The sequence below is a fragment of the Aquibaculum sediminis genome (assembly GCF_040712085.1).
GTDB lineage: Bacteria > Pseudomonadota > Alphaproteobacteria > Kiloniellales > DSM-21159 > Aquibaculum > Aquibaculum sediminis.
Genome location: NZ_JBFCVK010000005.1, coordinates 295811 through 308704 on the forward strand (window position 1 = coordinate 295811; position 12894 = coordinate 308704).

Genomic DNA, 12894 nt, shown 5'->3' on the forward strand with positions numbered 1-12894 from the left:
ATAGCGGTGCCTTGACGCTCCCGGCGGGCTTCCCAATACTCTGCCCAACCAAATGACGGCCCCCAACAGGCAAGAGGAAGCCATGAGCACCTCCAAAGTGACCGACGCGAGTTTCGACACCGACGTCCTGAAGTCCGGAAAACCCGTGGTGGTGGATTTCTGGGCCGAGTGGTGCGGCCCCTGCAAGATGATCTCTCCGGCCTTGGAAGAGATTTCCCAGGCCCTGGGAGAAAAGGTGGAGATCGCCAAGCTCAACATCGACGAGAACCCCATGACGCCCTCCAAGTATGGCGTCCGCGGCATCCCGACTCTGATGATCTTCCGCGACGGCCAGGTAGCCTCGACGAAGATCGGTGCCCTGCCGAAAAACCAGCTTCAGGCCTGGATCGAAGAGAATATAGAAGCCTGAATTCCTCTGTGGGCGGGCCCGCGGCCTTGACGCAGCGGGCCCGCTTGCGTAGAAGCACCCGACCGCGACCGGAGGCCTCTGCGGCATCCGGCGTTTCTTTATGACATGCAGCAAGTGGAATCGGAATCATGGCACGACGTTGCGCCTTCACCGGCAAGGGCGTGCAGTCCGGCAACAACGTGAGCCACGCGAACAATAAGTCGCGGCGTCGCTTTCTGCCGAATTTGCAGCAAACCTCCCTGTACAGCGATGCGCTCAAGCGCATGGTGCGCCTGCGCCTGACGACCTCGGCGATTCGTACCATTGAGCACAAGGGTGGCCTCGACGCCTTCCTGCTCAACACGAACAACAGCCGCCTGAGCCCGGAGGCGCAGCGCCTCAAGCGCCAGGTGTCCCACGCCGGGGCGACCGCCCAAGCCTGACACGTCTGGGCGCGGGCAAGCGTCCAGACGACTCCCTGCCGCCACGGCGGGGTAGTGCAGAACCAAGTCGCTGGCCCGTGAGTTGCATAAGCAGCTCGCGGGTTTTTGCATTGCAGGGTTGCTTTGCCGACAGCTGCCATTGCGTTTATTGTACAAACGGAAAAAACATATTGGCGCAGTGCCAAGGCAGACCGTACTCTCAATACTAGATGATCCAGCGTCAGTTACGTCTGAAATGGTGCGGTCAAGAGCGCCCCGCGACAGTCAGGAGAGAGACAAATGAGTGACGCCTGCAAACCTATGCCAGCGTCCAGCGGTCTCGAAGCCGTTCGGAGGATTTGACTCCGTGACGTCGCAGTTCTCACCCACCCCGCGCCTGCTGGCCATCGACGATGATCCCGCGATCGGTCGCATGCTCGAACTCTTGGCGCGCAACAGTGGCTTCGAAGCCAAGGCCACCACCGACAGCGAAGAGTTCGCGCGTCTGGCGGAAGAGTGGCAGCCGACGCACGTTTCCGTCGATCTGGCGATGCCGGGTGAGGACGGACTGTCGGTGCTGCGGCGGCTGGCATCCATGGGGTGCAAGGCCCGGATCATCATCCTCAGCGGCCTCGACGATCCGGTGCTCGGTGCCGCGCGTGCCATGGCCGAGGAAGACGGTCTCACGGTCGCCGGTGTCCTGATCAAGCCGTTCAGCAGCAGCAAGCTGCGCGCCTTGCTCTTTGACACGAGCGAGACATCCACTGTCCCGAAGCCCAGCGAGACAGATTACAAGCCCAAGGCCCATCCCGCTGTCTCGGCAGACAGCATTGCCCAGGGATTAAACGACAGCCATTTCACGCTTCACTACCAGCCGGTGATAAACTGTGCCACCGGCACCCCTGCCGGCTTCGAGGCCCTGGTGCGCTGGTCCCACCCGCAAGCGGGCTTGCTCCTGCCGCAGCATTTCATTTCAGTTGCGGAGACAGCCGGACTCATCGACCGACTGTCCGAGACCATCGTCTCTCAGGGTCTAATGTGGTTCAGCAGGCATTTTCGCGAGTCGGAGCTGTTTCTTGCCTTTAATCTTTCGGCACACAGCTTCCACGGCGATTCCTTCATCGACCGCATCGCGGCAGCCTCCAAGTCCATAGACATTGCCCCCGAACGCATTGTGCTGGAGCTGTCGGACACCGGTCGCGTGTCGGACCCGACCACCACGCTCAACATCCTGACGCGCCTGCGAGTAAACGGCTTTCAGCTGAGCATCGACGACTTCGGCATCGGCTATTCCTCGATGTCGGAACTGCTGCGCCTGCCGTGTACGACGATCAAGATCGACCGAAAGTTCGTAACGACAGCAAAGCAGTCGGAGGAGGCGCAGAAGATCATCACCTCGATTACCGACCTGGGCCGTCGCCTGGGACTGCGGGTCACTGCGGAAGGCGTGGAAGACGAATGGACCCTGTCTTTCCTGGCGACAGTGGGCTGTGCCTACGCTCAAGGCTACTTCATCGGCCACCCCATGGAAGGGAGGACCGCCGTGGAGTGGTTCAATCAGCAGGAGGACAGCAACGGCGGCAGGGGCTCTGCCTCCTCCTTACGCGCCTGAGCCCCAGACCGGATCGCATTTAATCTGAACCACATCGGGTTCAGATTAAATGCGTGAATCCGGTCTGATTTCAAAGGGTGTAGAGCACGCGTACTATTGGATCGCATAGCGATTCCAATTGAACGCGACCCGCTCTAAGCCCCGGGTTAGCGTTCGTAGGCGCTGGTATACTGCGTTGGAGTGGACCAGTAGCGCAGCAGCCGCGTGAGCACACTGCCGGTCTTCTCCAAATCCGACTCTTCCAACCCGATCTCGTCCAGCCCTTTGGCGTGCTGCTCGAAGAACTCATCGAGATAGCGTGAGATCTTCTGCCCCTTCTCGCTGACCCGCACATGGGTCGAGCGGCGATCATGCGCCGAGCGCTCCTGGATCAGGTAGCCGTTCTCGACCAGCTTCTTCACGTTATAGGAAACATTGGAGCCCAGATAATAACCGCGCTGGGTCAGCTCGCCCACGGACAGCTCGCCATCTCCGATGTTGTAGAGAATCAAGGCCTGGATATTGTTCAGGTCCCGAATGCCCCGCCGATCGATTTCCCCTTTGATCACTTCCATGCACTGTCGATGCAATCTCTCGACCATGCGAATGGTTTCTATGTAAGTGGCCTTCACTCCGATCCTCCAACCAAGCCCATCAAGCGACTCGCCCAAAGAGCCTTTAGTAGTATATTTCATAAGTCAGTACTACAGGGTAGCCTGCATTCAAAGGGAAATAACCTGCCAGTTCCACTGAAGGAGATTCAGACATAACAACTCTCGGTTACTCTGTGGCCTTACCTTGTATCATACGAACGATGGCCGAATAATCGAGATGACCGTGGCCGGCCGCCACGAAAAGACTATAGAGCTGGGCCGCTTCCGCACCGATCGGGGTCGCGCAGTCGGCCAGCGCGGCCGCTTCCTGCGCCAGTTTCAGGTCCTTGTGCATCATGGCTGCGGCAAAGCCTGGCTTGTAGTCACGATTGGCTGCGGCGGTGGGAACGATGCCGGGCAAGGGATGATGGTTCAGCATTGCCCAGCAGGAGCCTGAAGAGGCCGAGGAGATCTCGAAAAGCGTATTGGGATCGAGGCCAAGTTTCTCGCCCAGCGAGAAACTTTCGCACACAGCCAGCATGGAGATACCCAGCATCATGTTGTTGCAGACCTTGGCAACCTGACCGTTGCCCGGCTGGCCCGCGTGCACGACCTTGCCGCCGACCACGTCCAGGAAGGGCTGTGCCTTGGCAAAGGCGGCCTCGCTGCCCCCCACCATCATGGTCAGGGTTCCGGCCTCCGCTCCGGCAACGCCGCCCGAGACCGGCGCATCCACCATGAGGAAGCCGGCCGCCGCACTGGCCTCATGCACCGCGCGGGCACTGGCGACGTCAATGGTGGAGGAATCGATGAAGAGGGCGCCGGGTTGGGTGCTGGCGAGAATACCGCCCTCCCCCAGGTAGGCTTCGCGCACATGGCTGCCGGCCGGCAGCATGGTGAAGACAACCCCGGCCGCAGCACAGGCCGCGGCCGCGCTTTCCGCAATCTCAACGCCGCCTTCCGAAGCCGCCTGCCTGGCACCCTCGGAGGGATCGAAGCCGCGCACCTGGTGGCCCGCCGCCACCAGGTTGCGTGCCATCGGGCCGCCCATGTTGCCCAGACCCAGGAATGCGATTGCCGCCATATCTTTCCTCCCTGTTCTCGCTCGGCCTGGCCGGTCGATGCGCCGGCCTTTCTGGCCCCTGGCCCCGCTCAGACCTTGAACAGCAGATCACGCTCTCCCAGTGGCGCGAAGTGCCGCTCCACCAGCGCCGCATCGACCGCTTCGAGGCTCGCCGGGTCCCAGGTGGGGCTGTGATCCTTGTCCACCAGAACCGCGCGAATGCCTTCGTAGAAGTCGTGTCCCGCCATGCAGGCCTGGCTCATACGATACTCCATGGTCATGCAGTCGTCGAAGCTCATATCGGCGCCGCGCTTGAGCTGCTCCGCAGTGATCTTCATCGAGGTGGGGGAGCGTGTGGCGAGAATGTCGCGCTGTTCGCGCGCCCAATCACCGCCATCGGCGTTCAGAGCCTCCAGGATCGCTTCCGGCGTTTCCGCCGCGAAGAGGCGGGTAATGTCGGAGAGGTAGGGCTGCACAGCCGAGGGCCCCGGATCGCCAGACAACCGACCCAGAACGCCATTGACTGCCGCGGCCGCATCCTCGCCGTAATCGGCCTCGGCCAAAGCATCGATCAGGTCGCCATGCCGTGCGCTCTGCACGAAGTGCGTGGCGATGCCAAGCTGCAAGCAGTCGGCCGCCTTCAGGCGCGCACCCGTCAGCGCCATCCACAGTCCGCAGCGGCCGGGCAGGCGCGGCAGAAACCAGGAGCCGCCGACATCGGGAAAGAGACCGATGGCCGTCTCCGGCATGGCCAGCATTGTCTTGTCGCCGACCACGCGGTGGCTGCCATGAATCGACAGCCCGACCCCGCCGCCCATGCAGACCTTGTCGACCAAGGCGACGAAGGGCTTCGGGAAGGCATGGATGGTCCGATTGACGGTGTATTCCTCATAGAAGAACTCGCGGCTGAGGGAGCCGCCCTCCTTGCCCGCGGACCAGACCGCACGCACGTCACCGCCGGCGCAGAAAGCCTTTTCCCCGGCCCCCTGGATCGCCACCACGGCCACTGAGGGGTCCTGGGCCCAGGCATGGAGCCTGGTCTGCAGTTCCCTGATCATGCCGAGTGTAAGCGCGTTCAGCGCCGTGGGCCGGTTGAGCGTGACAAGCCCCAGCGGGCCACGCTGTTCGAAAAGGATCTCTGGCTCTTCGGTCATACTGTTTCCTTCTTGTTGGTCAAAACTGCTTCGTTCATCAGTTAGAGCCGCGCTCACTGGGCCAGGAGGCGGCGCGCGATGATCACGCGCATGATCTCGTTGGTCCCTTCCAGGATCTGATGCACACGGAGATCGCGCAGGTAGCGCTCGATGGGATACTCGCGAATATAGCCGTAGCCGCCGTGAAGCTGCAGCGCTTCGTTGGCAACCCTGAACCCCACATCGGTGGCGAAGCGCTTGGCCATGGCGCAGAGCTGGGTCGCATCCGGCGCAGCGGCATCCAAAGCCATTGCTGCGCGGTGCAGCAGCAGGCGTGCGGCCTCCAGTTCCGTCGCCATATCCGCCAGCTTGAATTGCGTGGCCTGGAATTCGGCCAACGGCTTCCCGAACTGCTGCCGCTCCTTCACGTGGGCCAACGCAGCCTCCAGTGAAGCACGTCCGCCCCCCAGGGAACAGGCCGCGATGTTCAGGCGGCCGCCATCGAGGCCCATCATCGCGATTCTGAAGCCATCACCCTCCTCGCCAAGGCGGTTGGCGACCGGCACCCGCGCGTTCTCGAAAATCACGGCGGCTGTGGGTTGGCTGTTCCAGCCCAGCTTCTCTTCCTTGCGCCCGAAGGACAGCCCGGGCGTGTCCTTGGGCACGACCAGTGTGGAGATGCCCTTGGCCCCCTCTCCTCCGGTCCGGCACATCACGACATAGATGTCGCTGCTGCCGCCGCCGGAGATGAAGGCCTTGCTGCCGTTCAGCACATAGTGATCGCCGTCACGTTCCGCGCGGGTGCGCAGGTTGGCCGCATCGGAGCCGGCACCCGGTTCCGTCAGGCAGTAGGAGGCAAAATGCTCCATGCTCATCAACTTCGGCAGGAAGGCGTTGCGCTGCGCGTCGCTGCCGAAACGATCGATCATCCAGGCGGCCATGTTGTGAATAGACATGTAGGCCGCTGTCGAGGGGCACGCCGCCGCCAACTCCTCAAAGATAATCGCCGCATCAAGGCGCGAGAGACCCGACCCGGCCACATCCTCGCCGACATAGATGCCGGCAAATCCCAGGCTGGCTGCCTTGCGCAACGCTTCAACCGGGAAGACGCATTCGGAATCCCATTTGGCGGCATGGGGCGCCATCTCCGCGCGTGCGAAATCACGCGCCATGGCCTGGAAGGCGCGCTGTTCCTCTGCGAGTTGGAAATCCATGACCCAATCTCCCCACCTGCGCGCTAAAACGCGGTCGCAGGCATCATAATCAAAGCAGCCGCACCGCGATCATAGAAAGGGCCCGCGACCTGTCAATTCGCTGCCCTGCGGAACGAAACCGCCGGGCTCACCACAGCCTTAGAGGGAATGTTGTTCAAATACGTCAGATCGGGTTGTAGCCCCGCCAAACAAAGGTCTAGCATGCCGGTCAGGAATGGGAAGTAACCGCCCAAAACAGAGGCGGGCTGGGGGGTATATGGCAGGCGTGGCAGTTCGGCGGCGGCAAGTGCGTGAAGAGGCAGAGCCGTGCCCAAAGGTGTGGTGGATCGACGATCGGGGGCGGTGGAACCCCGTCGGCGAGGCCGCAGAGAGCCAGGCGACGGGGGAGCACAACGCGGTCCTGGACACCCCGCTCGGCCGGGAAATGATGTACCGCCATTTCGGGATGCTGCGCCTGGAAGAGACAGGCCACCGCGTGAGCGTAAGCTGGGACATCCGCCACGTCTGCGAACCGGCCCTGAACGAGGCCTGTAATTATCTGCGCCAGGTGCGCGTTCCGGTACAACTGCGGTTCTGCTTCGTCGGCTGGCACGAGGAGCTTCACGTCAAAGGGGGCAGCGCCCTGGACCGCATGCGCTGGACCCGCGCCTACAGCGGTGTCACGCCCCTGCCCCGCCCCAGCATTTTGCAGCGGTCACTATCCGAGGCAATGAACTCCCACAATGGCTTCGGCTTGCTGCTCAAGGGGCTTCAGGACAGCGACGGCTATCTCACACCGGAACTGCGCGCGGAGTTCGAGCGGCGCGGCCTGATGGACAAGCTGGTGCTCTTTGACGAGGACGAGGAGGATGCCAGTCTCCTCTTCTCTCACATTGGCGAGAGCTCGGCGCTGCGGCAGGTCTTCGGCGAAAGCTGGGCTGCCGAGGCGAAGGGACGCCGCTACGATTTCGCGCCCTGCGCCGATAGTCTGCTGCGGCGCGTCTGGGATCCCTACAAGCCGACGCTCGAATCGGCACGGCCGCGCTTCGACCATGTACGGACGCTGATCTCCCCGTCACAGGGGGAAAGCCATTGGGTCACCTACAAGCGGCTGCTGGTGCCCTACCGACAACCCGGCCAGGGGCGCGGCCTGGCCCTGCTGTCGCGCCTGACCCGCGCGGTCGCAATCCCCTTCATGGACCCGCATCGCGTGTCATGGAGTTGAGCCCGCTGCCGGCAGGGTGAAGCACTCCACCCACATCGGGTGAAAGCGGCCCCCAAAGGTGCTGCCCGTCCCTGGCCGGCAATGGCGCCAGCCTATTGCTAATTTATCCATAATATTTCACAGTTCGTCTCCAGCTGACCGGCGCGGCGCTCGAACATTGCGAACGCCATGATCGCGTACCGGAGAGGCACCAGGGTCCGGACCGGCCCAGGGAGCAGACGTGCACACGATCCGCGACCGCCTGCTACAGAACAACCATCACGGCATGGTTGGACGGGAGCGCGAGCAGGACGCGCTGCTTCGCTGCCTGGACGGGGACGCCCCGATCGTCACGCATGTGCATGGCATGTCGGGAATCGGCAAGACCACGCTTCTGCGGAACCTGGCCGAGCAAGCGACCAGTGCCGCGAACGAGAGCGTCCTTTTGGACGGCACAGGTATCGAGCCCACGGCCACAGGGCTGCTGCACAGCCTCTCCGAAGCGCTCGGCCAGTCGGTTCTGTCTCCCCTGGAAGCCGGCAGGGTCTTGGCCGGACGCGAGCATCCGGTCCTCCTGATACTCGACCACTACGAAAATCTCAGTCTGCTGGACACCTGGCTGCGCCAGTCGCTGCTGCCGGCACTCCCCGCGAGCGCGCGCCTGGTGCTCGCAAGCCGCCTTCCTCCCAATCCATCCTGGCTGATGGATCCGGACTGGCACGGCCTGTTTCGGGCGCTGCACCTGCGGCCGCTCGACGACGCGGCTGCACGCCAGCTGGTCGAACATGCCGGTGCGCCGCCACATGCCGCAGAAACGATCGTGCGATTTGCCCACGGCCACCCGCTCGCTCTCACGATGGCAGCGACCCTGGCCCGCAGCGAAGGTCTGGACAGCGACGCCCCTCTGGAGCGCGTTCTCCATCAACTGTCCCGCCTCTACCTCGGTTCGGTGGAAGACTCCGAGCTGCGCGATGTCCTGCGCGCCAGTTCGGTCGTCCGTCGCATTACGGTGCCCCTTATCGAGGCAGTCGCGCCCACTGCAGGCGGCCAGGCGCTTCTGGACCGCATTGCTCACCTCCCCTTCATCGATTCCGACCAAAGCGGTCTGTCGCTGCACGACGCCATCCGCGAAGCGATCGCCGCCGATTTCGAAGCCTGCAACCCAGAGGGCTTCCGCCAGGCCCGACGCGCTGCCTGGCGCCTGCTCAGGGAAGCGGCAGCCGGCACCCACGGGGGTGAACTGTGGCGATATACCGCTGATCTGATCTATCTGCTGCGCAACCCGGCCGTACGAGACGCTTTCTTTCCGCGGGAATCCTCGTCGCTGGCGGTAACCGAGGCGCAGCCCGAACACGGGGCGGCGATCAAGGCTGTGGCGGGATCCCATGAGCCGGCCGGCTGCCGCTCCGCCCTGGAGCGCCTGTGGGACCGCGCACCCCAGACTTTTTCCGTGGTCCTGCAGCCGGAGCAGGAGGTTGCCGGATTCTATGTAATGTTCGATCCGGCGACCTTGCCGGAACCTTTGCTGCGAGATGATCCCATCACCGCGCGCTGGTGGAACCACCTTCGCGAAAACCGGCTGCCCCGCGGGCAGTGCGCCCTGTTCCTGCGACGTTGGCTGAGCTGGCGGGAGGGCGAACAGGCCTCGCCGGTGCAGGCGGCCGCCTGGCTCGACATCAAGCGCTGCTACATGGAGCAGCGCCCGCGGCTGCGCCGGGTCTACCTGACCCTGGCAGAGCCGGCGGCCTACAGTGCCGTTGCAACGCAACTTGGCTTTCGCATGCTCCCGGAGTGTGCCGTGGAGTTCGAGGGCACGACCTTCCACACGGCGATGCTGGACATGGGCCCGGCGTCGGTGGATGGCTGGCTGTCCTGGCTCGTCGGCAAGGAACTGGGGGAGGAAGAGCAGGGGCTCCTGGATGTCACGGGACGCAGCCTGCGCGGTGAGGCCGGGCCGGTCCCCCTCACCCGGCTCGAGTTCGAGGTGATACGCTACCTCTGGGAACGTCCCGGCCAGGCAGTCGCGCGCGACGCTCTGCTGAATGACATCTGGGGGCGACACTTTGACGGCGGCAGCAACGTCGTCGATACCGTGGTGGCGTCCCTGCGTCGCAAGCTCGGCACGCGAGCCGCCCTGATTCGAACGGTGCGTGGATATGGCTACGCCCTGCGCGAGGAGGAAGACGACCAGGTCCGCCGAGCCTGAAGTCGCTGCAGTCCCTCCCATGAAATTCTCATGCAGTCCTCATGCAGAAACGTAAGGACGGCGCCACACTTTAACCTTCACCGCTTCAACACAGAGGAGGCTGTCATGGCCAGTTGGAACCTGAAGGGATTCTACGCGGAAGCCTGCACCTGCGAAGGCGCCTGCCCTTGTGTCTATACCGAGAAGCCGACCGGCGGCACCTGTACCGGACTGGTGGGCTGGCACATCGACGAAGGCGAGGACGGCGGCGTCCGGCTGGAGGACCTCAACGTCGCGCTCGCCCTCCACTCCCCCGGCCGTATGACGGATGGCAACTGGCGGGTGGCCCTCTATCTCGACGATCGCGCCGATGATCAACAGCGAGCGGCACTGCAGCGCATCTTCTCCGGCGCGGCTGGCGGGCACCCTGCCAATCTGTCCCCGCTGATCGGCGAAGTGACGGAGGTGGCACCGGCGCGCATCCGCTTCGAGCAGTCCGAGGGTGGATGCCGGCTCGACGTGGGCTCCGTGGCGGAAGCCGACATGCAGGCGATCGAAGGGCTCGACGGCGGCAAGGCCTCGATCAGCGGGCATCCGCTCGCCGTGGCGCCGGGATTCCCGGCCACTGTCGCGAAGTCCAGCACCTTCAAGCTTCAGGCGGGTGACATCCGCTGCGACGTGACGGGCCGCACCGCCTTCTATTCACCCTTCGCCTACGAAGGCTGAACCATGCAACGCGAAGGAGGTATCCTCCGCACCAGCAGCCCCGCAACACTCGCGGGGCTGCTGGCCGCCATCCTGGTGGCCTGGGGTCTCGTTGTCTGGCCAGCAATGACCATGCATACGGGCAGTATGCATTCGGGACTGGTCCACCTGATGATGCCGGGCACAGCCGTATGGACTCCCACGAACGTCGCGGCCGTGTTCGTGATGTGGTCCGTGATGATGGCGGCAATGATGCTGCCGGGCGCAGTGCCCATGGTGCTGCTGTACAGGCAGCTCGTGGCGCGACGGCAGCCCGAAGTGGCGCGGCGGCGGAGCATTCTCTTCACCGGCGCCTATCTGGTTGCCTGGGCCGGCTACAGCATTGCGGCCACTGGAATGCAGTGGGGTCTTCAGGCGGGCCTGGTTCTCTCCCCCATGGGCGTGCTCACCAGCCCCTGGGTGGCGGCGACGCTGCTGCTTACGGCCGGGATCTATCAACTGACAGGGTTCAAAGACGCCTGTTTGACCAAATGTCGCTCGCCCTTCGGCTTCCTCATGTCCGCCTGGCGCGACGGCGACCGTGGCGCCCTGCTCATGGGACTGTTGCACGGAAGCTGGTGCATCGGCTGCTGCTGGGCGCTGATGGTGCTTGCCTTCGTGGGCGGCACGATGAACCTGGCCTGGATGGCACTGCTGACCCTGCTGGTGACGGCGGAAAAGGTGGCACCCTTTGGCGCGACCATCTCACGTTTCACTGGCATCCTGCTGATAGGCGGCGCAGTCTACTTTGCCCTGCTGGCAATCTAGCAAAGGCGCTGCCTTTCTTGACGGCATAGAATGGCAATGCTAGGTCAGGAACAGCGCCGATTTGAGTGAGACAGCTTGCGGGCGCTATAAAAGTACGGCTAAAGCGTTGGGAGCACCGCCCGGCCTTGGCCGAGCGGTGTTTTTTTGTTTTGTGGTGCGGACTGGCCGGCCCAACCGGCTCCCGGGATTTGAGGGGGCAGCTTGCTCCGGGTTACCAAATGCTAAAGCGCCACGGCATCGTGGAGCCCCTCGCCCGCCGGCGGACTGCGCCGGAGACGTGAAAACCAGAGGAGTGAACCATGAGCCAGAATTCCCGAAATCCCGAGACCCTTGCCCTGCACGCCGGCTATCGCGCCGATCCCACCACCGGCGCGGTGGCCGTGCCGATCTATCAGACCACCTCCTACCAGTTCCAGAGCACGGACCACGCGGCCGATCTCTTCGCGTTGAAGGAACTGGGCAACATCTACACCCGGATCATGAATCCGACCTGCGACGTGCTGGAGAAGCGCGTTGCGGCGATCGAGGGGGGTGCTGCAGCGCTGGCCGTCGCCTCTGGACAGGCGGCTTCCGCCTACTCCATCCAGAACATCGCCCAGGCAGGCGACAATATCGTCAGCGCCACCGACCTCTACGGCGGCACCTGGAACCTCTTTGCCCATACCCTGCGCCAGCAGGGCATCGAGGTGCGGTTTGTCGACCCCACCGATCCGGAGAACTTCCGCCGGGCGACGGACGCCAAGACCCGCGCCTACTATGCCGAGACGCTGCCGAATCCCAAGCTGAACGTCTTCCCGATCGGGGAGGTGGCCGCCATCGGACGTGAAGTGGGCGTGCCCCTGATCATGGACAACACGGCCGCCCCGCTCCTGTGCCGGCCGCTCGAGCACGGCGCCGCCGTCGTGGTCTATTCCACCACGAAATATATCGGCGGCCATGGCACCTCGATCGGCGGCCTCATCGTCGATGGCGGCAACTTCGATTGGGAAGCCCATGCAGAGCGCTTCCCGCTGCTGAATCAGCCAGACCCCAGCTATCACGGCGCGGTCTGGACCGAAGCGGTAAAGCCGCTCGGCCCCATCGCCTATGGCCTCAAGGCGCGGGTCACGCTGCTGCGCGACCTCGGCGCGGCGATGAGCCCCTTCAACGCTTTTCAGTTCATCCAGGGGCTGGAGACCCTCCCGCTGCGCATTCGCGAGCACAGCCGCAATGGGCAGCAGGTGGCCGAGTGGCTGCGTGACCGGCCGGAAGTCGCCCGGGTCATCTACCCCTCACTGCACGAAGATGCCGAACAGCGGCGCCGGGCCGAGACCTACCTGAAGGGCGGCTTCGGCGGTCTCGTGGGTTTCGAACTGAAGGACGGCATCGAGGCGGGTCGCGCCTTCATCGACGGCCTGGAGATGCTGTATCACGTCGCCAACATCGGAGATGCCCGCAGCCTGGCGATCCACCCGGCCACGACCACGCACTCCCAGCTGACGCCGGAAGAACTGCAGGCCACTGGCGCGACGCCCAGCTACGTCCGCCTCTCCGTCGGCATCGAGCACATCGACGACATCCTGGCCGATCTCGACCGCGGCCTGGCCGCTGCCGCCAAGGCAGCCGGCTGA

The 12894-nt window shown here is 63.8% G+C and carries 12 protein-coding genes; 8 read left to right on the forward strand and 4 right to left on the reverse strand.

Annotation, left to right across the window (positions count from 1 at the left end; translation table 11 throughout):
• Window positions 1–82: 82 nt before the first annotated feature.
• From trxA to ABZ720_RS10275, 3 genes are all read left to right on the forward strand, one after another.
• Entirely contained in the window at window positions 83–409 is a 327-nt protein-coding gene (gene trxA, locus ABZ720_RS10265) for a thioredoxin TrxA (RefSeq protein ID WP_366555424.1), read from the forward strand.
• 128 nt (window positions 410–537) lie between these two features.
• Window positions 538–831, forward strand: a complete 294-nt coding sequence (gene rpmB, locus ABZ720_RS10270; protein ID WP_366555425.1) for a 50S ribosomal protein L28 — start codon at window positions 538–540, stop codon at window positions 829–831.
• A gap of 346 nt (window positions 832–1177) precedes the next feature.
• Window positions 1178–2422 (forward strand): EAL domain-containing response regulator, encoded by a 1245-nt coding sequence (locus tag ABZ720_RS10275; RefSeq protein WP_366555426.1) that lies wholly within the window; start codon window positions 1178–1180, stop codon window positions 2420–2422.
• A gap of 146 nt (window positions 2423–2568) precedes the next feature.
• Here the strand turns inward: ABZ720_RS10275 and ABZ720_RS10280 are convergent, their stop codons facing one another.
• From ABZ720_RS10280 to ABZ720_RS10295, 4 genes are all read right to left on the reverse strand, one after another.
• Window positions 2569–3033 (reverse strand): MarR family winged helix-turn-helix transcriptional regulator, encoded by a 465-nt coding sequence (locus tag ABZ720_RS10280; RefSeq protein WP_366555427.1) that lies wholly within the window; start codon window positions 3031–3033, stop codon window positions 2569–2571.
• Between the two features lie 148 nt (window positions 3034–3181).
• Complete coding sequence (gene mmsB / locus ABZ720_RS10285; RefSeq protein ID WP_366555428.1) at window positions 3182–4078, reverse strand: 3-hydroxyisobutyrate dehydrogenase; 897 nt, start codon at window positions 4076–4078, stop codon at window positions 3182–3184.
• Between the two features lie 68 nt (window positions 4079–4146).
• Window positions 4147–5211: an enoyl-CoA hydratase/isomerase family protein gene (locus ABZ720_RS10290; protein ID WP_366555429.1), complete on the reverse strand. Its 1065-nt coding sequence runs from the start codon at window positions 5209–5211 to the stop codon at window positions 4147–4149.
• 53 nt (window positions 5212–5264) lie between these two features.
• Complete coding sequence (locus ABZ720_RS10295; RefSeq protein ID WP_366555430.1) at window positions 5265–6404, reverse strand: acyl-CoA dehydrogenase family protein; 1140 nt, start codon at window positions 6402–6404, stop codon at window positions 5265–5267.
• Window positions 6405–6720: 316 nt separating this feature from the next.
• Here ABZ720_RS10295 and ABZ720_RS10300 point away from each other — a divergent pair, with 316 nt between their 5' ends.
• From ABZ720_RS10300 to ABZ720_RS10320, 5 genes are all read left to right on the forward strand, one after another.
• Complete coding sequence (locus tag ABZ720_RS10300) at window positions 6721–7608, forward strand: hypothetical protein (RefSeq protein ID WP_366555431.1); 888 nt, start codon at window positions 6721–6723, stop codon at window positions 7606–7608.
• A gap of 220 nt (window positions 7609–7828) precedes the next feature.
• Window positions 7829–9793: a winged helix-turn-helix domain-containing protein gene (locus tag ABZ720_RS10305; protein ID WP_366555432.1), complete on the forward strand. Its 1965-nt coding sequence runs from the start codon at window positions 7829–7831 to the stop codon at window positions 9791–9793.
• 105 nt (window positions 9794–9898) lie between these two features.
• Window positions 9899–10498, forward strand: coding sequence for a DUF1326 domain-containing protein (locus ABZ720_RS10310; RefSeq protein ID WP_366555433.1), 600 nt, complete (start codon window positions 9899–9901; stop codon window positions 10496–10498).
• 3 nt (window positions 10499–10501) lie between these two features.
• Complete coding sequence (locus ABZ720_RS10315; RefSeq protein WP_366555434.1) at window positions 10502–11284, forward strand: DUF2182 domain-containing protein; 783 nt, start codon at window positions 10502–10504, stop codon at window positions 11282–11284.
• A 299-nt stretch (window positions 11285–11583) separates the two neighbouring features.
• On the forward strand, window positions 11584–12894 hold the full coding sequence (locus ABZ720_RS10320) for an O-acetylhomoserine aminocarboxypropyltransferase/cysteine synthase family protein (protein ID WP_366555435.1): 1311 nt from the start codon (window positions 11584–11586) through the stop codon (window positions 12892–12894).

What these genes read in the sequence shown, in the direction of transcription:
- mmsB (WP_366555428.1), bottom strand. Translation starts at nt 4,078, where the DNA reads ATGGCGGCAATCGCATTCCTGGGTCTGGGCAACATGGGCGGCCCGATG.
- trxA (WP_366555424.1), top strand. Translation starts at nt 83, where the DNA reads ATGAGCACCTCCAAAGTGACCGACGCGAGTTTCGACACCGACGTCCTG.
- ABZ720_RS10290 (WP_366555429.1), bottom strand. Translation starts at nt 5,211, where the DNA reads ATGACCGAAGAGCCAGAGATCCTTTTCGAACAGCGTGGCCCGCTGGGG.
- ABZ720_RS10295 (WP_366555430.1), bottom strand. Translation starts at nt 6,404, where the DNA reads ATGGATTTCCAACTCGCAGAGGAACAGCGCGCCTTCCAGGCCATGGCG.
- ABZ720_RS10320 (WP_366555435.1), top strand. Translation starts at nt 11,584, where the DNA reads ATGAGCCAGAATTCCCGAAATCCCGAGACCCTTGCCCTGCACGCCGGC.
- ABZ720_RS10315 (WP_366555434.1), top strand. Translation starts at nt 10,502, where the DNA reads ATGCAACGCGAAGGAGGTATCCTCCGCACCAGCAGCCCCGCAACACTC.
- ABZ720_RS10310 (WP_366555433.1), top strand. Translation starts at nt 9,899, where the DNA reads ATGGCCAGTTGGAACCTGAAGGGATTCTACGCGGAAGCCTGCACCTGC.
- rpmB (WP_366555425.1), top strand. Translation starts at nt 538, where the DNA reads ATGGCACGACGTTGCGCCTTCACCGGCAAGGGCGTGCAGTCCGGCAAC.